This window comes from Streptomyces lincolnensis (genome assembly GCF_001685355.1).
Classification (GTDB): Bacteria; Actinomycetota; Actinomycetes; order Streptomycetales; family Streptomycetaceae; genus Streptomyces; species Streptomyces lincolnensis.
On the sequence record NZ_CP016438.1, the window covers coordinates 211,399 to 236,156 of the forward strand.

The following is a 24,758-nucleotide window of genomic DNA, read 5'->3' on the forward strand; positions in this document are numbered from 1 at the left end:
CCCGGCTGTACGACGCACGGGACGGAGGCGGCCGGTGAGCGGTATCAAGCTGCGTGACCACCAGGTCGAGGCCGTGGCCGCAATCGTGCGGGGACTGGACATCCCGCCCGGGAGAATTCCGCCGGACGGTCTGCGGGGGCAGGTGCATGCCGCGTGCGGGACGGGAAAGACCATCTTCGCGGCCGCGGCAGCGAAGCGGATCACGCCCAAGGGACGCGTTCTGGTTCTGGTGCCGACGCTGGACCTGCTGACCCAGACCGTGCGGGCGTGGCGCGCGGCCGGCCACAAGGGTCCGGCGGTGGCGGTGTGTTCCCTGCACGACGACCCGGAGCTGTGGACCCTGAAGGTCCGGTGTACCACCAACCCGATCCAGCTGGCGCTGTGGCACGGCGTCGGGCCGATCACCATCTACGCGACGTACGCCTCACTCGGTGTCCTGGCGGAGGCCTTCGCCGGCGCCTACGGCCAGCAGCTGGACCCGATGGACCTGGTGTGCGTGGATGAAGCGCACCGCACCAGTGGCTCGATGGGGAAGGCGTGGGCCGCCGTCCACGACCAGAGCGTGATCCCGGCGGCGCGGCGGCTGTATCTGACGGCGACGCCGCGGATCTGGCAGGAGCGTCCCCCGCACTGGGAGGTCGCCGAGGGCGTCCGTGACGCGCTGCCGCAGGAGATGGCGGCCTCCATGGACGACGAAGACGTCTTCGGTCCCGTGCTCTACAAGCTCTCCCTGGCCTCCGCGGTGTCCCGCGGGCTGCTCGCCCGGTATCAGATCATCGTCATGGAAATCCGGGACCCGGTCGTCACCCCGGAGCGGCTGATGGGCGAGGAACGGCTCGGTGAAGAGGTACGCGGGCAGCGCCTTGGAGCGCTTCACGCCGCGCTGCTGCGGACGCTGGCCGAACACAGTCTCAGCACGTGCATCACCTTCCACCACCGGACGATGGAGGCGCAGGCGTACGCGGAGGGCCTGGAGCGCGTCGCGGCGAAACTGCACGCCGACCAGCCGGAGCGGTATCCGGCGAAGATCTGGGCCGACTGGCTGTGCGGTGAGCACGAAGCGGAGCACCGGCGCTCGATCCTGGGCAGGTTCGGCAGCACCGCCCTGCGGGCGGTGCTCTCCAACTGCCGTGTTCTGGGCGAGGGTGTCGACATCCGGGCCGTGGACAGTGTCGCGCTGCTGGACCCCAAGGGGGCGCCCCACGACATCGTCCAGGCCATCGGCCGCGCTCTGCGGCAAAAGCCCGGGCAGAGGAAACTGGCCTCGCTGATCGTGCCCGTGTTCCTCCAGCCGGGCGAGCAGGCCGAGGACATGCTCACCTCCGCCTCCTACCGGCCCCTGGTGCAGGTCCTTCAGGGGCTGCGGGCGCACGACGAAGAGGCCGTGGAACTGCTCGCCATCCCGCAGGAGCCGCAGAAGGCCGACGTCCAGCCGTCCCGTTCCATCGGCACGTCGCCGGAGGACGACGGCGACGAGTCCCGTCTGCTGCTGCGCTTTGCCGCTCCGCGTGACCCGAACATGATCGCCAACTGGGTCTCCTTCAACGTCATCGACACCGAACGCCAGGACTGGGCCCGTGGCTGGGCAGCGCTGCAGAAGTTCGCCGACCGCGAGGCCCACGCCCGGGTGCCGTACGGCCACAAGGAAGGCGCCTACCCGCTCGGGCAGTGGGTGGCAGAACAACGACGGGCCTTCGGAGCGGGGCAGATGACCGGCTCGCGCGCCCGGCGGCTGGAGAAGCTCGGCATGGTGTGGTCCGTGGCGGACGAGCGCTTCCAGGAGAACCTGGCGGCGGCCCGCGCCTACTTCGAGGACCACTGGACGCTGTGCGCGCCCCGCGACGCGACGGCACTGGACCGGAAGGTGGGGCAGTGGCTGTCCAACCTACGCCGCCAGGGCGCGCTGGCCGACCACCCCGAGTGGGACGCTGCGCTCAAGGAGATCGATCCGGACTGGAATCCGCAGTGGCAACGGCACTACGCCGCGCTGCGCGAGCTGGTGGCCGATGAAGAGGGCCAGTCGGAGGTCCTGCCCGGGTTCACGGTCCACGCGATGGACATCGGCAAGTGGCTGGCCCGGCAGCGCGAGCCCGAGGTCTGGCGGGCCCTGCACGACGGGCAGCGCGGGCGCCTGGAGCGGCTGGGCATCACGCAGCTCGCCGCCGAGCCGGAACTGCCCGCGAAGGCCTCCCCCACGCCCTTCTCGAAGGCGCCCGCGGGAGCCTTCGAGAAGGGCGTGGCGGCCCTCGCACAGTACAAGGCCCGCACAGGATCTGTGACGGTCCCTCGGGGGCACGTAGAGACGATGGAGGACGGATCGGAGGTGAAGCTCGGGGTGTGGATCATGAACCAGAAAGGCCGCCGCGCCAAGCTCACTGCCGCCAAACTCCAGGCCCTGGCCAGCCTCGGGCTCGCCTGGGCAACGTAGAGGTATGCGGGATGTGGAGTGTTGATTGGTTGCTTGTGAACCGGAAACTGGGCCGCGGTCGGGTTCCGGACGGACGAGTGCGGCCCCGGTGGCGGGGTGTGTTCGGCTTGTTCGGGTGATGCTGACCCGCACAAACCGCGACAACACTGGTGTGCGCTTTTCAATCGGTGGCCCGTAGATCATCTGACCTCCGCCGACTCGCCTGCACGCTGCCGTTGCCCGTGTGGCATAAGAGGGCAACTGACCTGGTGCGCAGGTGATTTGAGGAACACTCAGCGGACCATCTTGCTGAGAGGGCGCTCCGGCCGAGTACTCCCGGCCGGAGCCCGCGCATTCGTCGCCCAGGTGACGGACATCCGGGTGTGAACCCCGTCGGATCGTGAATGATTGTCGATGTAACGACAAAGCTGACCCCTGGCTATAGGCTCGGGCAATCTGTCAGCGACAAGCCCATGGGGGGCCCGTGACACAACGTCAGCTCGCCGGATCAGTCAGAGGGTTACGCCGTATCGCGGTCCTCACCGCACTCGCCCTGACCGTCCCACTGACGGCCACCACCGCCGAGGCACACAGCGGCGTGGAGGCCTCCCCGGGCAATCCCGTCATCGCCTGGAACATTCACGCCCAGACCGCCATCTACGACACCGCCAAGCAGTCGCCCACCACCAGCACCCGCAGCTTCGCCATCGTGCAGGGCGCCGTGTACGACGCGGTCAACGCCGTCGCCGGCCGTCCGTACGAGCCCCTGGTCAGCGCGCCCCGCAGCCGCCCCGGGGACTCCACCGCCGCGGCGGTGGCCGCTGCCGCCCACGACACGCTGCTGTGGCTCTTCCCCGGGCAGGCCGAGTCGCTGAAGGCCCGGTACGACGAGGCGCTGGCCAAGATCCCCGACGGCCGCGCCGAGGACGGCGGGGTGGCCGTCGGCAGGGCCGCCGCCGCGGCGATGACCGAGAGCCGCCGCGACGACGGCTTCGACCCCACCGCGCCGTGGACCGTTGGCACCGAGCCGGGCGAATACCGGCTCACCCCGCCCGGCTACGTCAACGTCGGCGCCTGGGTGCCGAATCTCAAGCCGTTCGTCGTCCCCGACGCCGGCGCCTACCGGGTCAAGCCACCGCCGGCCCTGACCGGCGCCGCCTGGGCCCGCGACCTGAACGAGGTCAAGAGCCTCGGCGCGGCCACCAGCACCGTCCGTACCGAGGACCAGACCGAGGCGGCGATCTGGTGGGACGACCCCCGGATGGTCGAATGGTCGATCACCCGACAACTCGCCGGCGAGCACCGCCTCAGCAGCCTCCGGACGGCCCGGCTGCTCGCCATGGTGTACGTGGCCTCCGCCGACACCCTGATCGCCTGCTACAAGGCCAAGGCGCACTGGAACTTCTGGCGCCCGGTGACGGCCATTCCGCTCGCCGGCACCGACGGCAACGCGGCCACCGATCCCGACCCGGACTGGACGCCGCTGCGGGTCACCGCCCCGTCGCCGGAGTACCCGTCGGGCCACGCCTGCTTCACCACGGCGGTCATGACGGCCCTGGGGTCGTTCTTCGGCCGTGACGACCTCACGTTCGCCGCGTACAGCCCCGCCTCCGGCACGACCCGCCACTACGACAGCTTTCAGGAGGCGACAGCCGAACTCCTGGAGGCGCGAATCTGGGCCGGCGTGCATTACCGCTTCGCCTCCGAGCACGGGCACCGGCTCGGGCTGGCGGTCACCCGCGACGTCCTGAACCGCGCCTTCCAGCGGCGCTGACGCGGCCGTCCCTTCCTCGGTGGCCGGTCAAGGACGCCAGCAGCAGCGACAGTTGCAGACCAAACGGGAGTACCGGCGCGAAGCCGCGCGGCGGGAGGCGTACGGCGCGCTCATCGCAAGCACAAAGCTGCTGTCGGCGTCCTGGTGGAGGTTTTCCGATCTGGCCCGGGCCGTCCCAACGCTCCAGCGTCCGCGTCGATCTCACCTCGGCCGATCAAGTAGAAGGGACAGCCACTCACTGGGAAACCTTCCGGCCTCGCCGCATTCTCAGTCCGCGGACGAGTACTTCCGCTGGAGGCTGTCTCCGTAATCGATCCGCTTCCGGACCTGTTCGGGCGTCTCCGCTTGCCTTCTCTGCTCACGTTGCCGCTCGGTGAGAGCAGGGGCTGCTGAGGGCGTGTCCCCATCGCGGTCCGTCACGGTGAACTGACCGCCATGCCCCTCGCCTTCGTTCACATCGTTCTGCGCAGTTGAGAGGGTGGAAGCGCACACAAGCCCTACCCCCGCGAACACGCCGACGAGCACAGTCCTTCGGTGCATGGCCACCTCAGTCCACCTGGCCGCGTGTGAGCCAGAAGAGTACTTCCTCTCCAGAGACCGTCGACCGCAAGGAACAAGACCTTCGGCGATGCCGAACAGCGCGCGAAACAGCACTTCAAGTTCCCAACCACTTACTCAACTCAGGGAGAAGGAGATGAGTCCAGGGCCGAGGAGACGCTCCACCCCGCAAGTGCCGCTGTGGATCATGGCTGCCTTCTGTGCGGTTGTCGCCGTCGCACTGCTTGTCTCTGCGGACGGGTCGGTATGGGCGTACGCGGGAGGAGTCGGCGTGGCTCTCGCTGCAGTGTCCTTGGCCGTGAGCGCGGCCAAGCGAAGCAGATCGTGAGTCACCGCAGACCTGCACACTCAGGCAGTAAGAGCTGCAAGCTGCACCACGCCCCCGCCTACGGTCCCCGGCCGGAGGCCTCGCCGGCCGGGGACCTCACCGCGACCGGCGCGGAGAGGTGTACCCCAGCCGCCAGATCTGGCGTGGCCCCTCCATCAAGGGGCCCGTCGGCTCGCAGCTGATGAGGGGTGAGACGGCCTGCCTCATGGACCCGTAAGGCCGGAGGACCTGGCTGCGTACGCTAGGATTGATCTTGAACTGGTCGCCGCAACTCCGGGCGGCTGGTCGTGCGTTGGTGGTCCAAGGAAAGACGCCCCGCTTCCTGCGGGGAAATGCAGGTGCAAGGCCTGCCCGGCGCTCCGATCCGAGCCGCATCCCGCCGTCACCGGGATGCGGCTCGTGGCATGTCCGGGGCCCCGTCCCGATCACCCCGACCATGCGGGCGGTGCGGGCCAAGACCTTCGAGGTCAGACGGGACATCTACCTGCGCGAACGCCTCCTGGAACAGCACGCCTGGTACCGCCGCAAGGCCGCCCTGGCACACCGGTCGGCGGCACGCTGGTCCTCCGTCACCGCCTCCCTGACCCGGCTCACCCTCCTCGCGGCCACGCTCAGGGCCGCCGACGTGATCGGCCGCTGAAACCTGACCGGCCTGTTCACCGCGACCGCCGCGGCCGCGGTGGCCTGGCAGGAGGTCCGCCGACACCGCCCGCTGACCTACGCCCACTCCCTCGCCGAACAGAACCTGGAGACCCTGCGGATCGAGATGACGACGACCGTGACCGAGGACCAGTGGCCCGCGAAGGTGGCGGAGGCGGAACGGGGCAGGCCCACCCCGCGGGGTGGGCCTGCCGATGAGGTCAGTGGCGGGTCTGGTCTCCCACCACAAGATGATCAGGGTCACCGTGCCGCTGCCCAGCGGCTCTTGTAGTGCGCCTTCGGGGCGTCCTCGTGTTCCCAGCCGAGCGACCACTGCCACTGACCGGCGGTCGCAGCCTGATTCCACAACGGGCACCCGTCGAACGGTTCCGAGTCGACCTTGGCCGTGCGAGAACCCCACCCTCGGCAGATGTACGGGTTCGGCCGACTGCTGCACCGCGTCCCCGCCTTCCACCAGCCCACTCCCGGTGAATGGCAGCTCGGCAGGACGAACATACAGATCACAGCGCCGCCCTGGATGTAGCACGCCTATCACCACGTACACGGAATCGCTGACGTCCTGGCCACCGTCGGGCTGAGAAGGTCGCGTTCAACTGAACGCACCTGTGACTGATTCCCAATGATGCTTGTCAACCAGTGAGCCGTAGGGTGCGGCTCATGGATTCGTTGATCACTGCCGTCCGCGAACAGGACGAGGCTGGCCGGTTTCTCGCCTGGCCGGGCGACTTCGACCTGGATCGAGGCGACCATGTCGAAGAGGTCCACCTCGCCTCGGGGACCACGCTCGAGGGTTTCGCCGGCAACGGTGCTGGAGGCACGTACTTCTTCTGCGGTGAAGGCGGCGAGGAACGCCCAATCCTCTATGCCGACTCCGAAGGAAGTGCGGCGCTGGTTGCGATCGGCCTGCCCGAGCTCCTGCGACTGCTGCTGGTCGCCCCGTGGTGGCGCGACTGCCAAGCGTTCACCGAGGAGGAAAGCCGCGAGCTCGCGGCCGAGTACCTGGACGACATGCCGGACCTCGTGGCTCGAAGAGACCGCGCTGCTGCAGCCCTTGACCTCGGCCTTCCGGACCCGGCAGACGTCTTGGCCCGCTTGCGGGAGGTAGCCGTTGGGGTGGGAGAGAACTTCGTTCTCATCTTCACGCCTGAGGGGCACCCCTACGAGCCTCTCATCAGGAACTGAGACGCATCGGGACAGCAGGCAGCGGCCGCAGCCGTCGGCATCGAGATCCCGCTGGCTATCACCGCAGCGCGGAGAGAGGGGCACCCCTTGGAGGTCGCGTGGATAGGTCCAGCCCTCAGACACGAGGCGGCCGGACTACCAGATGGGGTTCAGCACGCCAAGGACCGCTGCGAACGGCGGGCCGACGACCCAGCTCAGATGTCACACCTCAAGCTTCGGCTCCGAACCCGCCAGGTCCTTCAGTCTCTCCAGGTCGCCGCTGACCGACTGCCGTTCCTCATCGGTGAGTTGGACCGCGGCGGCCTTCTTCAGCGCGGACACCGCCGTCGTCTCGTCACCGAGCCGCCCGGCCACGTCGGCGCGCAGGACCAGGAGGCGTACGAGCTGCGCGGGTGTCGGCCGCTCGCCCTCGAGCCCGAGCACCCGGTCGATGATCTTCGCCGCACCTGCTGGGTCTTCTTTGGAGTCGGCGAAGAGCGTGGCGTTGTGCAGTGCTCGTGCGAAGGTCTCCTTGGGGGCGGGCCGGTGGTGCAGGTCTTCGCTGGTGGGCTGCCCGACCCGGATGCAGTTGCCGCCGGGGTCGGTCATCAGGAACTGCCGCACCCCGTAGGACATGTCCTTGAGCGGCCCGATCCGCGGAATGCCCCGGCTCGGGATCTTCCCGTACGCGGCCTTGAGCCCGGCCCGGAACGCCTCGTACAGCCCGTCCACGTCATCGGTGAGGACATAGCAGGTGCTGTAGGACTCGCTGGGCTCGTACTTCTTCATGCCGAAGAACTGCAGCCCGATATCGCCTCGCTCGACAACCGCGAACGGATTGGGGCTCTTCTGCAGGAAGGTCACCTCGAAACCGAGAGCCGTGTAGAAGTCGATGACGGGCTGGATGGTCTGACAGGGGAGCAAGGGAATCGTCTTTTCAGCCACACCTACTACACTAATCAAACTTGATTAGAAGGGGAAGGGTTGAGTTTCCTGCATGTCCGCGATCCGTCTCCTCGTGTTGGGTGCCGTCCGCCGGCGTGGCCGCGCGCACGGCTACCAGATGCGCAACGACCTGGAGCACTGGGGTGCGCACGCGTGGTCGAGCGCGGAGCCCGGCTCGATCTACCACGCGCTTGAGCAGATGGCGCGGTGAACGCTCCGCGTCACCGGGTTCGAACTGCGACTCCTCCCCGGCGTGAACGCCGGGGCACCTGTGCAAGAATCGGGTGAAATGTCTGAAACCACGGGAGCTATGGCTCCCTTTCGTCCATGCTTTACGCGCTCCCAGCCACCCTTCCGCGCTCCTCTCCCCCACTCCAGGGTTCGCAGGCGGACACCCTGCAGCGCATCACAGTGACGGCCGAACGCGAACTGGCCACATGTCAGACCGGCACGGACTCCACCAGGTCTGGAACATCGAGACGGTAGAACTCGACCGACGTCGGGGTGTGACCCGGAGAAATCCCGGAGACGCCGAGTGGCGGCCGCTCCGGATGGTCAGCCGAGGGAGCAACTCCACGTGCGGGCTCCATCGAAGGCGAACAGACTGATGGCCATGTCCCCGCCGCAGGTGCCGCCAACGGAGTCCGAGCCCCCTCCCGCGCGCTCACCCCTGTCGACGTTCGTGGAGAAGGCGGCCTACGTCGCGGCGCCGGGGACCGTCGCCTTCGCTCTGCTCTACTACTTCGGCAGCCTCTACGTCAGGGAGTACTACTCCGCCCTTGGCGTGGTGCCCGAGGATCTCGGGATGTCCGTCCAGAACGTCGTGGCGAGCAGCACGAAAGCGATCTTCCTGCCCCTCTGTCTCCTGCTGGCCGGCGGGCTGATCGTGTTCCTGGTGTTCGGCTGGCTGGGACGGGCTCTGTCCGGACCGGAGCATGAGGTTCACCGCCGGACGGCGATCGTCCTGCTGCTTGCCGTCGGCGTGGCCATGATGCTCATGGGCCTCGCGACCCTGTTCTCAGGCTTGGTGGCCATTTTCGCTCCGGGCGTGCCGCGCACGTTCATGCCGGCCCTGATGGTGGCCGTGGGGTCCACGCTCGCCGCCTGCGCCGTCCATCTGAGGCTGAGCCAGAGCCCGGAGATCCGAGTCCGGCAGGCCCCCGTCGGCGACCGTGTGTGGCTGGCGGCCGGCACGCTGCTCATTGGGATGCTGACGGTGAGCCTGTTCTTCGACATGGCGCAGTACTCGGCGGTCGTCGGCCGCAGCGATGCGCGGCTGGACGCGAGGAGAGGGTACAAGGACACCCCGTTCGTGGTGATCCATTCACGTGTGATCGTCCCCCACAACGCGAAGGGCATCAGGTTCAAGGACCACGGCAGTGCGGGCGGGCCATACCGGTATGAGTACCGGGGCTTCCGCCTCCTCATGAAGTCACCGACCCGCTTCTACCTGGTCTCCTATCTCTCGCGTTGGAAAGACCGCCATGTGGTGGTGCTGTCCGACGACCGCACCGCCTGGCTGGAGATCCGCAGCCCAGACAAGAACGTCGGCGCTACGTCCCCGGCACCGGCGTCTCGTCTTCGAACGGCGTCTCGTCTTCGAACGGCGTAGTGGGCCCGTCGGTCGTCGGCTCGTCGGTCAGGGGCTCGTCGGTCGGAGGCTCCAGAGTGGTCGAGTCCGTGTCCGAGGTGGGGGCCCCGGTCGCTTCACCGTAGACAGCGGCCGTGATGGTGGAGCCGTCGTCCAGCGTGAGCGCCAACTCACCGGTGTACGACCCCGGTCGCGTCGGCGTGTACCGGAAGACCAGCGTGCAGCCCTCCGGCGAGATCTCCCCCAGGCACGGATTGATCATCTCAGCCTCTTGGCCCTCGACCGTGCCTTTGACGTTCCGCAGGCCCGGGGGCAGCCCCTGTGCCGATGACTTGATGTCCACCTCGCCCTGGGTCGGCTCGCCCACCTGAGTCGGCGGAAGCTCAACGTCCGACGCGGAGGCCTCCTCGGCGTCACTGCCCAGGAAGACCTCGCCGTCCGTCTCCTCGTCCGAGGTCACCTCGGTCTCCTCCGAGGTCAGCGTTCCGTTCTCCGCGGTCTCGGCGGGTCCGGGAGGCGTCGACCCGCCGTCTCCGCCACCCCCACAGGCGGCCGTCGCCGCCAGCACGACCAGCGCCGCTGCTACGACGAGCCGCCGGGCAATCACTGAAGTCATGGCGTCGGTGCCTCCGATTCCGCTCGGCCGGGTCCGGCACAAGCTCGCACACCGGCCACCGGGAATGCACGGTCAGCCGCCGCAGACACGGAGCGATCACTCGAACGACAGTCCCGAACAACACCAAAGGGGGGTCATCCCACAGGGTGACCGCCCCTTGATTCACCAGGTTGAGGCCGTGACCGCGATCGTGCAGGCGCTGGACATTCCGCCCGGGGGAATTCCGCCGGGCGGTCTGCGGGAGCAGGTGCATGCCGCGTGCGGGACGGGAAAGACCATCATCGCGGCCCCTGCGGCGAAGCGGATCGCGCCCAAGGGACGCGTTCTGGTTCTGGTGCCGACGCTGGACCTGCTGTCCCAGACCGTGCGGGCATGGCGCGCGGCCCGGCCTGAATAGGGCCTCGCATGACGCCCGACCTGGGACAGAGGATAGTCCTCAGTGACTACGCCGTGCGGGGGCACCCGGTGCAAGACAGCGAGACGCCGACACGGTCCGCCGGAGTGCCGACGCAGGTTCATGCGTGCTCCACGAGGAACACCCGGCCCGGCTGTCCGGGGTCCGGAGGCCCGGAGCGAACCGCTGTGGCGAGGCTGAGGAGCGTTGTCAGTGGTGGCAGGCAGGATGACGGGCATGACCACACCAACTGCTCAGATCGTGGATGCCGCCGCCTATGCGCAGGCGGTCGAGGATGCGGTGAAGGCCGCGGCCGCCTACTACGCGGGCGGCACCTCGCCGTTGGACGACGACGCCTACGACCAGTTGGTGCGGGGCATCGCCGCGTGGGAGGCCGGCCACCCCAAAGGGGTGCTGCCCGATTCGCCGACCGGGAAGGTGGCCGGTGGCGCCGTCCAGGGCGACGTGCCGCACACCGTGGCGATGCTGAGCCTGGACAACGTGTTCTCCCCGGAAGAGCTCACCGCCTGGACCCTTTCGCTGGCCCGCCGGGTCGGCCACGAAGTGGCGCGGTTCAGCGTCGAGCCGAAGCTGGACGGCCTCGCGATCGCCGCCCGCTACACCCACGGCCGCCTGAGACAGCTGATCACCCGCGGTGACGGGACAGCCGGGGAGGACGTCAGCCACGCGATCGGCACCATCGAGGGCCTGCCCAGCCACCTGGCCGAGCCGGTCACCGTGGAGGTACGCGGAGAGATCCTGATGACCACGGCCCAGTTCGAGCACGCCAACGAGGTGCGCACCGGGCACGGCGGTCAGCCGTTCGCAAACCCGCGCGGCGCCGCAGCGGGCAGCCTGCGGGCCAAGGACCGCGCTTACACGGTGCCGATGACGTTCTTCGGCTACGGCCTGCTGCCCCTTGCCGATACCGAGACGGCGCTCGCCGCCCGGCTGGGCGAGCTCGCGCACAGCGAGCTGATGGTGCAGGCGGCCGCGTACGGGGTGAACACCACCGCCACCACGGCAGTGCCCGGCATCGTCGCCGACACAGTGGAGCAGGTCCTGGCCCGGGTGCAGGAGATGGCCGCGCTGCGTGCGCAGTTGCCCTTCGGTATCGACGGGGTCGTCATCAAGGCCGACCTGGCCGCCGACCAGCAGGCGGCCGGATCCGGGACGCGGGCCCCGCGCTGGGCGATCGCCTACAAGCTGGCGGCCGTGGAAAAGATCACCCGGCTGCTTGCGGTGGAGTGGAACGTCGGCCGCACCGGCATCATCGCCCCGCGCGCGGTGCTGGAACCGGTCACCATCGACGGCTCCACCATCACCTACGCCACCCTGCACAACCCCGCCGACATCACTCGCCGCGGCCTGCTCCTGGGCGACCACGTCCTGGTCCACCGGGCCGGCGACGTCATCCCCCGCATCGAAGCCCCCGTCGCCCACCTGCGCACCGGCGACGAACAGCCCATCGTCTTCCCCGAGGCGTGCCCGCGCTGCGGGGCCGGCATCGACACCAGCGAACAGCGCTGGCGCTGTGAGAACGGCCGTAACTGCCATCTGGTGGCCGCCCTGTCCTACGCCGCCGGCCGGGACCAGCTCGACATCGAAGGCCTCGGCCACACTCGCGTCGTCCAGCTCGTCGACGCCGGCCTGGTCACCGACCTCGCCGACCTGTTCACCCTCACCCACGAGCAGCTCCTGGGGCTGGAGCGGATGGGCGAAACCAGCACCGACAACCTCATCGCCGCGATCGCCGCAGCCAGGAATCAGCCGCTGTCACGGGTGCTGTGCGCGCTTGGCGTGCGCGGCACGGGCCGCTCCATGTCCCGCCGCATCGCCCGCCACTTCGCCACCATGGACAACATCCGTGCTGCCGACGCCGAAGCGATGCAGCAGGTCGAGGGCATCGGCGCCGAGAAGGCCCCGTCCATCGTCGCCGAGCTCGCCGGCCTCGCCCCGCTCATCGACAAACTGACCGCGGCCGGAGTGAACATGAGCGAACCCGGCGCCACTCCGCCCAGCCCGGCGGACAGCGAGGCAGACGACCCTTCTGCGGCCGCGACCCCTGCCGGCGGCGGCCCGCTGTCGGGGATGACAGTGGTCGTCACCGGCGCGATGACCGGCATCCTGGAGCAGCTCAGCCGCAACCAGATGAACGAACTCATCGAACGCGCCGGCGGCCGCTCCTCCTCCAGCGTCTCCAGGAAGACCAGCCTGGTCGTCGCCGGCGAGGGCGCGGGATCCAAGCGCGCCAAGGCCGAAGATCTCGGCATCCGTCTGGCCACCTCGGACGAATTCGCCGCCCTCATCGCCGACTTCCTCTAGATGATCGATTCCAAGGGGTCGGCGAGCGTGGGCGGCCTGCGTTCGGGGGCGACGTTTCCGGTCGGCCTGCGTGGGCGGGCACCAACGTGACGTCCGTTTCCCGCCAGCAACCGCCCACGTGTCGCTCCAGCATGGACACATGACCAGATACACCGTGCTCCCCGTTGACACATCCGTCCTGAAGGAGTTGCGGGTTGTCGACGACGCGGGCCGTCCCTGCTCCTCGTACACCGCGACCGGCGACGACGTGGGCTCGCCGCTGCGCTGCTGCCTGCGCCCCATCACGCTCGGCGAGCGGATCGCCCTGGTTTCGTACGCCCCGCTGCGTCACTGGGCCGCCGCGAGGGGTGTAGATCCGGGCGCGTACGACGAACAGGGTCCCGTCTTCATCCATGCCGACGACTGCGGCGGATTCACCCCTGGCGAGAACTACCCCTTCGCCCGGCCGGGCGCACTGCGTACCGTGCGCCGCTATGACGCCCGGGGCCATATCGCAGGTGGCCGCCTTCTGGAGATTCCGGCCAACGCCACCACTGGCTTCGATGCAGCCTTCGACGATGCGTTCAACGATCCTGACGTGGTGCTCGTCCACGTCAGGGCACTGGAATACGGATGCTTCCACTTCGAGGTGCCACGGCCCTCCGCCAAGGCGCAGTAGCAGCCGTACCACGTGAATCTAGGGTTCTCTGTCTGTCCGTCGTCCTCGGTCAGCCGATCGCTGAGTGCCGCGCTTGTGCATCAGCCACTGAACTGCCGCGGGGGCAGCCAAGGGAAGACCGAGCACCATCTGCCCCCAGTCAGGGTCGTCACCCCCGGTCGCCGTGATGATGGCCACCGGAATCACGATCAGCGCCCAGGCAAAGTGGAGCAGGTAGACAGACCTGCGGAGCCTGCCGCTGGCAGAGGCGCCTCGTTGTCCGGCTGTAGTCCGCAGCATCATGCCGGTGACCGTCAGCTGGAACAGGATCACTGCGACCAGCGCCACGGTCGCCCAACCAGGATGATCTCTATAAACCGTCAGCACCACCATCGCCACCAAAGACGCGAGAAGCAACGTCGATAGCGCCGTCACTGCCGAACGCCTTGCAGACATTCGTCATCCCCCACACCGTCAACCTGCTGGCCACCGTCCACGGGCTGAGGGACATGGGCATCGACAGGCAGCTCTCCCAGGACGCCGACGGCCACGACTGCAAGCCCGCTGGTCTCCCTTGGGTACCCCAGGGAGACGCTCTACGAGGTCGCCGCAGCGATCCGGGCCAACCCCGATATCGCCCGCGCCGCCGCAGCCGCGCCGGCAACAACCACTGCCCGGCCGGCGAGCCCCGCCGCAGCACGCCCACCTTGACCCGAGGGTACGCCTCGCTGCCCGTCTCCCTCTCCGCGCGCGGATCTCGGGTGAGCTATCCTCCGCGCATGCGTGGACAGTTCACCGGCTGGCCGGAGCAGGCCATGGACGTGTTGTGGCAGCTCCAGGGCGAACCGGCCCACGCGACCCGTGAGCTCTACCGCGCGGACCGCGAACGCCTGGTCCGGCAGCCGATGATCGCCCTGCTCAACGAGGTCGCGGATACCGACCCCCGGTACGAGGACTTCTCCGTCTGGCACTACCGCACCGACTCCTGGTGGTGGCAGCACCAGGGCGCGGTGATCCGGCTCGGCCGCAAGATCGAGATCGGGCTTCGGTTCTCCCTGGACGGCCTGCGGATCCAGGGCGCCTGGTGGTACCCCGACCCCGGCCAGGTGGACACGTTCCGCAAAGCGGTGGCCACCGAGCGGAGCGGCCGCGAACTGTCCGCCATCGTCGAGGACGTACGCAAGAAGGGCTACGACATCTCCGGGGACGTGATGAAACGCCCCCCGCGCGGCTATCCCACAGACCACGCCCGTACGAACCTGTTGCGCCACCGTTCGCTGATCGCCGCCCGGCCCCTCGGCTGCGGGCAGTGGCTGCACACCCCCGAGGCGGTCGACCGGGTCCTCTCGGCCGCTGCCGACCTGGACGCGCTGCTGATGTGGCTGGTCCGCCACGTGAAGCGCGCCGCCTGACGTGCCTGTTTGCGAACCGGCGATCTTTCGCTGGGTTGGATGGACCGCGGCGACTACCGGCCGACCATGGCAGGTGAGCGCACTACAACACCTCGCCAGCAGCTGTGTGCTGAACTTCTGGCGCACGTCCAGGTAGCAGGGGCAGCCGGACACCGGCTGCCCCGTATCCCGTGCCGTACGGTCCGACGTCGCGGCCGCCCACCGTCCGCAACGGATCTCACCGAACCCGGCGGTGCCGCCGGTACGGCCGAGAAATCTGAACCGAGACCGGCAATCAGGCGGCGACGAGCTCCTGCTCGCGGTCCGGCGTTTTGACTGCTGGCTTCTTGTTCGGCAGTGAGAGCCGGACGACCTTGTGCCACGCGGAGAACACCTGCTTGGGCAGTGGGCCGGTGACGTACTCCAGCTCGTACTTCTCGAACAGCGCGCGCACCTTCACCGCGACCTCGGCGTACCGGTTGCTCGGCAGGTCCGGGAACAGGTGGTGCTCGATCTGGTGCGAGAGGTTGCCGGTCATGAAGTGCATGGCCTTGCTGCCGCTGATGTTCGCCGAGCCCATCATCTGGCGCAGGTACCACTGGCCGCGCGTCTCGCCCTTGATGGAGCGGCGCTCGAAGACCTGGACGCCCTCGGGGAAGTGCCCGCACATGATCACCGAGTGGGTCCAGATGTTGCGGACCAGGTTCGCGGTGAACGTTGCGGCGAGCGTGGGGAGGAACGACGGGCCCGACAGCAGCGGGTGGATCACGTAGTCCTTGAGCACCTGCTTGCGGATCTTGCGGCCCACGGCCTTGGCCCGGGCGCGGAACTCCGGGTTCTTGCGGCGGCGCTTGTGCAGGTTCTTGCCGAGTTCCAGGTCGTAGGCGGCGATGCCGTACTCGAAGAAGCAGGCGTTGAGGAAGTTCCACAGCGGCTGGCCGAGGTGGAACGGGTGCCACTTCTGGTCCTCGTCGACGCGCATGATGCCGTAGCCGAGGTCGTTGTCCTTGCCGATCACGTTGGTGTACGTGTGGTGCAGCTCGTTGTGCGAGTGCTTCCACTGCTCGGCCGGCGAGACGTGATCCCACTCCCAGGTGGTGGAGTGGATCTTCGGGTCCCGCATCCAGTCCCACTGGCCGTGCAGGATGTTGTGGCCGATCTCCATGTTGTCCATGATCTTCGCCACGGACAGCCCGGCGGTGCCGAGCACCCATGCGGGCGGGAAGATCGAGAACAGCAGTACGCCCCGGCTGGCCAGCTCGAGCGTGCGCTGCGCCGAGATGACCTTGCGGATGTAGGCGGCGTCCTTCTCGCCGCGGTCGGCGATCACCTCGTCACGGATCGCGTCCAGCTCGCGGCCTAGCTCCTCGATCTGCTCCGCGGTCAGGTGGGCGGTGGGGTCGATGGCGGTCAAGGTGCTCCTACCGTTCGATGTCGCAGGGGCCCGCGGCGGCGGACACGCAGGTCTGGATGAGGACGCCCGGCTCTGCCTCGGTGATCTCGCCGGTGCGCAGGTCGCGGACGGCGCCCGCCTTGAGCGGCGTGACGCAGCCGAAGCAGATGCCCATGCGGCACCCGGAGGGCATGAGTACGCCGGCCTCCTCGCCGATGTCCAGCAAGGGCGTGGCGCCGTCCGCGTCGACGGTCTTGCCGGTGGCGCTGAACGTGACCTCGCCGCCGTCGCCGGTGACGACGATGCTGGGGCGGAAGCGTTCGGTGTGCAGGCGCTCTTGTACACCGTGCTCGGCCCAGTGCTCTTCGGCGGCGTCGAGCAGGCCCGCGGGCCCGCATGCCCAGGTCTCGCGCTCGGCCCAGTCGGGCACGAGTTCGTCGAGTCGGGCGATGTCGAGGATGCCGTCCGTGTCGGTGTGCACCTCGGTGAGCCGCAGCTTCTTGTCCGCGACCAGGTCGTGCAGCTCATTGCGGAAGATCACGTCCTGCGGCTGCGGCGCGCAGTGGACCATGACGACGTCGTCGAACTCGGTGTCACGCAGCATGCCCATCACGGGCGTGATGCCGCTGCCGGCCGTCAGGTAGAGCACCTTGGCGGGCTTGGCCTGCGGCAGCACGAAGTCACCGGTCGGCTGGTCGAGCTGGATCAGCGTGCCCGGTTTCGCCCTGCGGACCAGGTGGTTGCTGACCTTGCCGTCCGGGATCGCCTTCACGGTGATCGTGACACGGCCGTCCTGGCGGCTGGTCGGCGAGGTGAGGGAGTAGGCACGCCACAGGCGCACCCCGTCGACGTCGACCCCGATCCGCACGTACTGACCGGCTGTGTGGCCGCGCCAGCCCCGTCCCGGCCTGATCACAATGGTCGCGGCGTCACCCGTCTCGGGGTGCACGGCCTCGATGCGCCCACGCAGGTCGGCGCCCGCACGCAGCGGGCTGACCAGGTCGAGATAGTCCGACGGCAGCAGCGGCGTCGTGACCATCTCCAGCAGTTTCCACGCCCTGCTGCGGAGGGCAGTACTCGTCATGACTCCAGCTTGCTGTGCCCCAAGGCGTAAAGTCCTGACCGAAGGACGTAAATCTGGCTGACTGAATTGTTCGCAGGGAATAGAAACGTGAGCCATGCAATCCAGAGGGCCAGCGAACTGGCCCTGGACGAGACGACGGTCACCGCACTTCGGGCCGCTCTGAAGAGCACCGCCGACGAGGTCGTCCAGGCGATCATCGACGAGGTCCCTCCCTACGCCAACGCCCTCTCGGGCCACATGGGCGCCACCATCCGCCGAGCCGTCCGCACCGCCCTGGGACACTACCTGGACCTCGCGAGCGGTAACGCCACAGGCGGCGACGCCAGTGACGCAGCCTACGAACTGGGCCGCGGCGAGGTCCGCGACGGCCGTTCGATGGACGCCCTGCTCAGCGCCTACCGCGTCGGCGCCCGCGTGGCCTGGCGATGCCTGGCAGCCGGTGCCGTACCCGCAGGTCTGCCCGCCGCCGAGGTCGCCAAGTTCGCCGAGCTGACCTTCGCCTACATCGACGAGCTCTCCGCCGCGAGCGCCGCGGGCCACGCCGACGAACTGGCCGCCCGGGGCAGGGACCAGGAGCGCCACCTGGAACACCTGGCCCGCGACCTCCTCGCCGGCGCGAGCCCGGACGTACTGCTGGCCTCTGTTCAACGGGCCGGGTGGCAGCCTCCGGTTTCGCTGACCGCGGTCCTGCTGCCCTCCGTGCAGGCCCGCCCCGCCTACCGCGCGCTCGACCCGAGCACCCTCGTCCTCGACGATCTGCCGGATGCCACCGGGGTGCTGCTCGTCCCCGATGCCGACCGATCACATCTCCTGCGGCAGCTGACCGACCGCACCGCCGTGGTCGGCCCGGCCCGGCCGTGGACGCGTGCGTCCGCCTCGTACGCTCGAGCCGTACGCGCGCGCTCCCTCTCCTCTGACATTCGCGACACCGAGGAACACCTGCCCGAGCTGGTGCTGAGCGCCGACATGGACGCGTTCTCAGACCTGCGTGCCCGAGCCCTCGCCCCGTTGCGGACCTTGCCTGCCGCGACCGCACGGCGGCTGGAGGAGACGTTGCGGGCGTGGCTGCTGCACCAGGGCAGGCGGGAGGAGGTGGCGGCGGCGTTGTTCGTCCATCCCCAGACGGTCCGGTACCGGATGTCGCAGCTGCGGGAGCTGTTTCCGGATCTCGCATCGCCGCACCGGGTCCTTGAACTGACGCTGGCGGTCGGTCTTCGGGCCGGCTGACGCGTACTGGTACTTCGACCGTCCACGACCGCGTCCGCGAGCGGTCCGGGGAAGGGCGGGATGAGCCAGCTGAGACAGGGGGTTGATGTGAAGACCGGACAAGGCCTCGGGAAGCCCGTCGGCGGCGCTGTCTCTGAGAAGCGGCATGGTGGCGGATACGGCTCGACTGGATCCGGTGGACAATGCGCACTGGCCCCCTCGTCGACGCCGCTCATCGAGCATCCGGTCGGTGAGCTTGGCCGATATGCACTGGAAGACAGCCTTCATGTCGTCGTAGAGGGCACTGTCCTGGCACGAGCTGACCCAGGGGCGGGGCGGGCGGCTCGCGCCGAGGACCATTGTGATTATGCGATGGCCCCGTGCCTCCCTTTCCACAGGTCAGCCGGACGACCGACCCGGCCGGCCTGGCACCCCGCGCGGGGGATGATGAGGATGGAATGACGGAACGTGAGGTCAGGAGTTTCCATGGCGCAGCGGGTTCACCGACCCCGTGAGGACGCGGAGTTCGATTTCATCCTCGGGATGAGCGGAGTTCCGGTCCTCGCCTACTTCACCGGAACATGGCCCAAGGCAATCGAGCCCTGCCGGGTGATGGACCTCGTCGTGGGTGGCATCGCCGACGACTACGCGGGCCGCCTGACGGCCGTCCGCACCGACATCACGCGTTGTCCGGCCGCAACCGAGCGCTACGGGATCACCGGAGCCCTGTCCTACGTCCTGCTGAAGGACGGAGAGGCAGTGGCGCACGGCACGGGGCCCATGACCATCGCCGAGCTACGGAAGTTCCTGGACGGCCACCTCTGAGCGATCGCTGCGGCACGTCGTCGCGACGCCCGTCAGGTCTCGTCTATGGGAGCTGCGCCGCCTGAGACACCCTGAGGAAGAGCCCTCCCCAGGTCACATCCACCGTCGACCGCCGTATCGTCCGGCAGCCGAGCGACCGCATCCTCGATCTCCGGGAACGCCCGGCTCAAATCGCTGCCGTTACGACTCCCTACGGCGACACGGCCGTCGCCCCACTGGCCGGCCAGCACGCGGTAGCCGTCCCACTTCACCTCGCCGCCCTCCTCACAGGCAGCAATCACGCACTGCGTGAGCTGATGGTGAGAACAGCGGCCACCCCGGGCCTGGACCCAGCCCGGGTCTCCTTCACCGAAACCCTGCGCTCCGCCCGACGCAGCGGGACCGTCACGCCGGGCAGCTCTTCCCCCTGAACTGCTGGCCAGAGCCTCCATCCTGACCACCCACACCAGCACCCGAGCAGTCCGCATCCAACGACCCCAACCCTCAACCACGTAAAGCAACGGCATGACTCTGTTGGGGGTGTCTCGGATCGCTCCTCAGCTGATCCGCCAGGGCCGGAGTTTCTCGGGGTTTCTCACCGCCCAGATGTGCCTGATCCGGTCTTCCACGATCTCGAACGCGAACACGGTCGAGAGGTTGCCGTCCTGCCGTGTCACCAAGCCGGGCAGGCCGTTGACCGTGCACTCCAGGAACGTTGTGTGGCCGCCCGACACACGGGCGATCTCGGCGTAAGCGCGTGCGATCTGCTCACTGCCCACGATCGGGTGCAGGTGGGTGACAGCCAGCCCGCCGCCGTCGGCGGTCGCGACGGCATCGGGGTCAAGCAGGCTGATCAGGGCGTCGATGTCCTTGGCCTCCCACGCCGTTCTGAACTGCCTGACGATGCCGGCCTGCCCGGCACTCGGGCCCGCCGGGCTCTGCGCGCTGCGGATGCGTCGGCGGGCGGACGAGGCCAGTTGGCGGCACGCCGCCGGAGTGCGGCCGACGATCTCGGCGACCTCGCCGAAGGGGTAGCGGAAGACGTCGTGCAGGACGAACGCGACGCGCTCGGCAGGGGTCATCGCGTCGAGGACGACCAGGAAGGCCATCGTCACCGACTCGTCGAGGGTGACCCGGTCGGCCGGGTCGGTCCCGCCGGCGCCGGAGCGCCCGGTGATCCACTCCGTGGGCTCGGGCAGCGGTTCCGGGATCCAGTCGCCCACATACGTCTCCCGCCTGGCCCGCGCCGAACCGAGCAGGTTCAGGCAGATGCGGCTGGCGACCGTCATCAGCCAGGCGCCGGGCGACTCGATGGCCTGCTGCTCGCGTGCGGACATGGCGTACCAGCGGGCGTAGGTCTCCTGCACGACATCCTCGGCGTCGGCAAGGGAGCCGAGGAGTCGATAGCCGAGGTTGATCAGCCGGCGCCGCTCACTCATGATCGCGCTGAGGCCCGGATCGCTCCGACCGTCCCCGGGCTCGGTTCTCGTGGTCATGGTCTGGCCGTCTCCCTCGCTCGCTTCTGTGCCACTACCCCTACGACAAGGCAGCGCACAGGAATGTGAGGCCGACGCGCCACCTCACATTCCGAAGCGCTGCGTTGTCGTAACGGTGTCGTACCAGTGAGGGCGACAGCGAGACGGAAAACGGAGAGGGGACTTTGATGAACGACTTCCAGACCATCGCGGACCGCGTCGAGATCGAGGCACTGCGCAGCGAGTTCACCGACGCGGTGATGATGCGCGACCGACCCCGCCTGGCGGCGCTGTTCACACCGGACGGTGCCCTGCGCATGCCCAACATCCCCGTCGAGCAGATCGGCCGGGAGGAGATCCTTGCCGGGGGTGAGCGGCTGCAGAGCCAGTGGGACTTCTTCGTACAGAACACACACCCCGGCACGATCCAGCTCGACGGCGACGCCGCGACCGGCCGCGCCTACATCCAAGAACTCGCGCGCACCCTCGACGGACGCGAGGGCCTCAACTACGCCGTCTACCACGACCGTTACCAGCGCACCGAGGAAGGCTGGAGGTTCGCCGAGCGGGTGTACGAAGTCAGGTACCTCGACACCTCCCCGCTGGCGGGCACGGCGCCCCACGCGGCGCAGGGCTCCGGGACCGACCCAGCACATGCCACGGCCACCCCGGCTCCGGCCCCATCCTTCACCGACCCGGCAACGGCCGAACAACTGGAGAGGGTGGCCGCCGCGCTGCGTGCGGGCGGCTTCGCCGCCGAGATCCTCGACGACACCGCAGAAGCGCGCGTCCGCATCAAGGACCTGATCCCCGAGGGCGCCAGCGTACTCACCGGAGCCAGCGAGACACTCCGACTGTCCGGCATCGACGAGGACATCAACGCCAGCGGCCAGTACGACGCCATCAGGCCGCGCATCCTGGCCATCGACCGTGCCAACGGCGCCGACGAGATCCGAAGGCTGGTCGCCAGCCCCGACTTCGTCGTCAACAGCGTCGCCGCGGTCACCGAGACCGGCTCGCTCGTTCTTGCCTCGGGCAGCGGCAGCCAACTCCCCGCCAACGCGGGCGGCGCCGCCCACGCGGTCTGGATCGTCGGCGCGCAGAAGGTGGTGCCCGACCTGAGCACAGCCCTGCGCCGCATCGAGGAGCACGCCCTCCCGCTGGAGAACGCCCGCGCCCAGGCGGTGTACGGGATGCCCAGCGCCGTCAACCGCCTGCTCATCCTCAATGCGGAACCGCGCCCAGGGCGCGGCACCGTGCTGCTTCTCCGGGAGGCCATCGGATACTGACCCAGCCGACAGTACGTTTGACTCACGGGCTCAGAGCCAGTCATTGATGGCGGCGATCTGGACGGTGGCTTCGTAACGGACTACGAGCTTGTCGTCCTCTTCGGCGTCCTGCCCTGCTTCGGCCAGGCTCGGCACGAAGAGGCAATCGGCGGGTTCTTGCCGGCACACACCACCACTGCACATGGTGTGACGTGGTTCACATCTGCGTCCTGTCACGTCCGGTGCGGGTCGCTTGTCCCATGGGCGTCACCGGTACTCGAGCCGGTGCCCGACCTTGGGAGATCCGATGAACAACGGCCACCACATCGTCGTCCTCGGCGCCGGCTACACGGGCATGTTCAGCGCCATCCGGCTGGCCCACCGCACTCGCCGGACCGGTGTGAAGATCACCCTGGTCAACCCCTCAAGCCGGTTCGTCGAGCGGCTGCGGATGCACCAGATCGCCGCCGGGCAGGAACTGGCCGACCATCAGATCCCCGACCTGCTCGCCGGGACCGGCGTCACGTTCGTCCAGGGCACCGCCACCGCCATCGACCCCGAGGCCCGGCAAATCACCGTCGATGGCGCCGAGACCCTCGGGTACGACACGCTCGTCTACGCGCTGGGCAGCTCGACCGACACCGGCAAGGTCCCCGGCGCCGACACCCAGGCATTCACCCTCGACAACCCGCAGACCGCCGGCCGGTTCGCCGCGCGCCTCAGCGAGGTCGCCTCGTCCGGCGGCACGGTCACCGTCTGCGGCGGCGGCCTGACCGGCATCGAGGCGGCCACCGAGATCGCCGAGAGCCACCCCGGCCTGGACGTGACGCTGATCAGCCTGGACGAGCCCGGCGGCATGATGGGCGCCAAGGCCCGCGCGTACCTCTACGGCGCCCTGGACCGCCTCGGTATCACTCTTGAGACCGGCGCCCGCATCACCAAGGTGCTGCCCGACGCCGTCGAACTGGCCGACGGCCGGCTCGTCCACTCCGACGCGTGCCTGTGGACCACCGGCGTCAAGGTGTCACCGCTCGCCGCCGACGCGGGGATCGCCACCGACGACCGCGGCCTCATCCTGGTCGATGCCACCCTGCGTTCGGTTTCCCACCCGGAGATCCACGCCATCGGCGACGCCGCCGCCGTCCGTCTGGCCTGGGGACAGATCCACGGCACCTGCCAGAGCGGCCTGCCCACCGCCCAGTACACCGCCGACACCATCGCGCGGCTCGTGCGCGGCAAGGCCGTCAAGCCGTTCCGCTTCGGCTACTTCCACCAGCCGGTCAGCCTCGGCCGGCGCGACGCCGTCATCCAGTTCACCAAGGCCGACGAAACCCCCCGCCGCATGCACCTCACCGGCCGCAGCGCCGCCGCGTACAAGGAGATGGTCAGCGGCAGCCCGCTCACGACCTACCGGTTCAGCAAGCGCATGAACGTCACCACCATCGTCTCCAAGGGCGGCCGCGCCACCCGCAAGCCCACGGCATGACGGGCACATCGGCTCCCAGCGCCGTGATCTCGGGCCTTGCCGCCCTGGTTACGGCGCTGGCAGCATGAGCCGATGGTCGACACCAGGGACGAGCAGGACCCGTACATCGAACACCGCAGGCTCATGTTCGCCACCGCCTACCGCATGCTGGGCAGCGTCACCGACGCCGAGGACGTCCTCCAGGACACCTGGCTGAGCTGGAGCACCGCGGACCACGACGCGATCCGCCACCCCAAGGCCTACCTGGTGCGCACGGTCACCAACCTCTCGTTGAACCGCCTCACCTCCGCACGGGCAACCCGCGAAACCTACGTCGGCCCATGGCTCCCCGAGCCCCTGCTGACCTCCCCCGACATCGCCGCGGAGACCGAACTGGCCGACAGCGTCTCCACCGCGATGCTGGTCGTCCTGGAAACCCTCAGCCCCGTCGAACGCGCCGTCTTCCTGCTCCGCGAGGTCTTCGGCTACTCGCACGCCGAGATCGCCGAGACCCTCGAACGTCCCGAGCCGACCGTCCGCCAGATCGCCCACCGCGCACGCGAGCACGTCCGGGCCCGCCGCTCCCGGTTCGACGCCGACCAGACCCAACGCCGGCACGTCACCGCCCAGTTCTTAGAAGCCTGCGCGGGCGGCGACCTGAACGCCGTCATGGAGCTACTCGCCCCCGACGTCACCGCTTGGTCCGACGGCGGCGGCAAGGTCACGGCCGCCCGTCGCCCCCTCCACGGCACCGACCACGTCGCGCGCTGGCTCGTGGGTTTCCTGGCCAAGCCCGAACTGGCCGCCCTGACCATGGAGCCGGCCGTCATCAACGGCGAGCTCGGCGTCCTGGCCACCCTCGACGGACACACAGTCGGCGCCCTCTCGTTCGACCTCGTCGACGGCCGCATCCAGAACCTGCGCTTCCAGGTCAACCCCGAAAAGCTCAGCGGCCTGACCCCCGACAACAGCTTGGCGCTGCCCTGAGGCGTTCAATGCTGACGCATGACCAGCGGGACCCTGGGCCGGGACGAGCTGTGCAAAGGGCGGGAGCAGCCCGTCGCCTACGATCCCGAAGGCGCCCCTGACGGAGCCGCGTCCCCCCGAACGCTTCACCGGCGGGCGACGCGGCCCCAGTTGACGAAGGCAACGGCCCGGGCAGAGAAGAGCATCGCAGACCGTTTTCGGCCATGGGGACCAGCAGTACCGCCGTTGGCACTCAAGACTTGATCTTGATCGTCCAGCAGAGGTGACCGGCCTGGTGCCGGAGTGCCGT

Annotated in this window: 18 protein-coding genes and 3 pseudogenes; 15 read left to right on the forward strand and 6 right to left on the reverse strand. The window is 68.8% G+C overall.

The features are described from left to right. Positions 1–34: 34 nt before the first annotated feature. The 4 genes and pseudogenes from SLINC_RS00965 (at position 35) to SLINC_RS00990 (ending at position 6,909) form a co-directional block, all read left to right on the forward strand. Positions 35–2,428, forward strand: a complete 2,394-nt coding sequence (locus SLINC_RS00965) for a DEAD/DEAH box helicase (RefSeq protein WP_225988202.1) — start codon at positions 35–37, stop codon at positions 2,426–2,428. Positions 2,429–2,891: 463 nt separating this feature from the next. Next, positions 2,892–4,181 (forward strand): vanadium-dependent haloperoxidase, encoded by a 1,290-nt coding sequence (locus tag SLINC_RS00970; RefSeq protein WP_079164347.1) that lies wholly within the window; start codon positions 2,892–2,894, stop codon positions 4,179–4,181. A gap of 1,331 nt (positions 4,182–5,512) precedes the next feature. Then, positions 5,513–5,998, forward strand: a pseudogene (locus SLINC_RS45570) (SLATT domain-containing protein). A gap of 386 nt (positions 5,999–6,384) precedes the next feature. Further along, positions 6,385–6,909, forward strand: a complete 525-nt coding sequence (locus tag SLINC_RS00990) for a hypothetical protein (protein WP_067444745.1) — start codon at positions 6,385–6,387, stop codon at positions 6,907–6,909. A gap of 201 nt (positions 6,910–7,110) precedes the next feature. Here the strand turns inward: SLINC_RS00990 and SLINC_RS00995 are convergent, their stop codons facing one another. Beyond that, a complete protein-coding gene (locus SLINC_RS00995; RefSeq protein ID WP_067425432.1) occupies positions 7,111–7,833 on the reverse strand; it encodes a bleomycin resistance protein in 723 nt (240 codons plus the stop codon). A gap of 52 nt (positions 7,834–7,885) precedes the next feature. On the opposite strand from SLINC_RS00995, the pseudogene SLINC_RS45575 reads away from it, so the two are divergent. Further along, a pseudogene (locus SLINC_RS45575) lies at positions 7,886–8,041 on the forward strand (PadR family transcriptional regulator); the annotation flags it as partial. Between the two features lie 405 nt (positions 8,042–8,446). Then, positions 8,447–9,445 carry a hypothetical protein gene (locus SLINC_RS01000; protein ID WP_192902653.1) on the forward strand — a complete coding sequence of 333 codons (999 nt, stop codon included), beginning with the start codon at positions 8,447–8,449 and terminating at the stop codon, positions 9,443–9,445. Here SLINC_RS01000 and SLINC_RS01005 read toward each other — a convergent pair. Continuing rightward, entirely contained in the window at positions 9,387–10,040 is a 654-nt protein-coding gene (locus SLINC_RS01005) for a hypothetical protein (protein ID WP_152038962.1), read from the reverse strand. The genes SLINC_RS01000 and SLINC_RS01005 overlap by 59 nt on opposite strands. A 157-nt stretch (positions 10,041–10,197) precedes the next feature. Here SLINC_RS01005 and SLINC_RS01010 point away from each other — a divergent pair. The 3 genes and pseudogenes from SLINC_RS01010 to SLINC_RS01020 form a co-directional block, all read left to right on the forward strand. Further along, positions 10,198–10,425 (forward strand): annotated as a pseudogene (locus SLINC_RS01010) (DEAD/DEAH box helicase family protein); the annotation flags it as partial. 246 nt (positions 10,426–10,671) lie between these two features. Next, entirely contained in the window at positions 10,672–12,759 is a 2,088-nt protein-coding gene (gene ligA / locus SLINC_RS01015) for an NAD-dependent DNA ligase LigA (RefSeq protein ID WP_067425444.1), read from the forward strand. 139 nt (positions 12,760–12,898) lie between these two features. Continuing rightward, positions 12,899–13,417: a DUF1203 domain-containing protein gene (locus SLINC_RS01020; RefSeq protein WP_067425447.1), complete on the forward strand. Its 519-nt coding sequence runs from the start codon at positions 12,899–12,901 to the stop codon at positions 13,415–13,417. An 18-nt stretch (positions 13,418–13,435) separates the two neighbouring features. Here SLINC_RS01020 and SLINC_RS01025 read toward each other — a convergent pair whose 3' ends face one another. Further along, a complete protein-coding gene (locus SLINC_RS01025) occupies positions 13,436–13,831 on the reverse strand; it encodes a hypothetical protein (protein ID WP_067425450.1) in 396 nt (131 codons plus the stop codon). Between the two features lie 344 nt (positions 13,832–14,175). Between SLINC_RS01025 and SLINC_RS01030 the strand changes: the two genes are divergently transcribed. Continuing rightward, complete coding sequence (locus SLINC_RS01030; RefSeq protein ID WP_225988203.1) at positions 14,176–14,808, forward strand: DUF2461 family protein; 633 nt, start codon at positions 14,176–14,178, stop codon at positions 14,806–14,808. A gap of 274 nt (positions 14,809–15,082) precedes the next feature. On the opposite strand, the gene SLINC_RS01035 is transcribed toward SLINC_RS01030, so the two are convergent. Together SLINC_RS01035 and SLINC_RS01040 are read right to left on the reverse strand one after the other, a co-directional pair. After that, on the reverse strand, positions 15,083–16,201 hold the full coding sequence (locus tag SLINC_RS01035) for a fatty acid desaturase family protein (RefSeq protein ID WP_067425453.1): 1,119 nt from the start codon (positions 16,199–16,201) through the stop codon (positions 15,083–15,085). 7 nt (positions 16,202–16,208) lie between these two features. Then, on the reverse strand, positions 16,209–17,264 hold the full coding sequence (locus SLINC_RS01040) for a ferredoxin reductase (protein WP_067425456.1): 1,056 nt from the start codon (positions 17,262–17,264) through the stop codon (positions 16,209–16,211). 87 nt (positions 17,265–17,351) lie between these two features. Between SLINC_RS01040 and SLINC_RS01045 the strand changes: the two genes are divergently transcribed. Next, positions 17,352–18,491, forward strand: coding sequence for a PucR family transcriptional regulator (locus SLINC_RS01045; RefSeq protein WP_067425459.1), 1,140 nt, complete (start codon positions 17,352–17,354; stop codon positions 18,489–18,491). 465 nt (positions 18,492–18,956) lie between these two features. Further along, entirely contained in the window at positions 18,957–19,295 is a 339-nt protein-coding gene (locus SLINC_RS01050) for a thioredoxin family protein (protein ID WP_067425462.1), read from the forward strand. 536 nt (positions 19,296–19,831) lie between these two features. On the opposite strand, the gene sigJ is transcribed toward SLINC_RS01050, so the two are convergent. Continuing rightward, positions 19,832–20,770 carry an RNA polymerase sigma factor SigJ gene (gene sigJ / locus SLINC_RS01060; protein ID WP_067425466.1) on the reverse strand — a complete coding sequence of 313 codons (939 nt, stop codon included), beginning with the start codon at positions 20,768–20,770 and terminating at the stop codon, positions 19,832–19,834. A 167-nt stretch (positions 20,771–20,937) separates the two neighbouring features. Here sigJ and SLINC_RS45580 point away from each other — a divergent pair, with 167 nt between their 5' ends. The 3 genes from SLINC_RS45580 to SLINC_RS01080 all read left to right on the forward strand — a co-directional run bounded on the left by SLINC_RS45580 (position 20,938) and on the right by SLINC_RS01080 (position 24,469). Beyond that, on the forward strand, positions 20,938–22,038 hold the full coding sequence (locus SLINC_RS45580; protein ID WP_079164349.1) for an LUD domain-containing protein: 1,101 nt from the start codon (positions 20,938–20,940) through the stop codon (positions 22,036–22,038). Positions 22,039–22,324: 286 nt separating this feature from the next. Then, the gene (locus SLINC_RS01075) at positions 22,325–23,503 is read left to right on the forward strand and encodes an NAD(P)/FAD-dependent oxidoreductase (protein ID WP_067425467.1); all 1,179 of its coding nucleotides are present in this window, start codon (positions 22,325–22,327) and stop codon (positions 23,501–23,503) included. A gap of 72 nt (positions 23,504–23,575) precedes the next feature. Then, positions 23,576–24,469, forward strand: coding sequence for an RNA polymerase sigma-70 factor (locus SLINC_RS01080; protein WP_067425469.1), 894 nt, complete (start codon positions 23,576–23,578; stop codon positions 24,467–24,469). Positions 24,470–24,758: the final 289 nt, after the last annotated feature.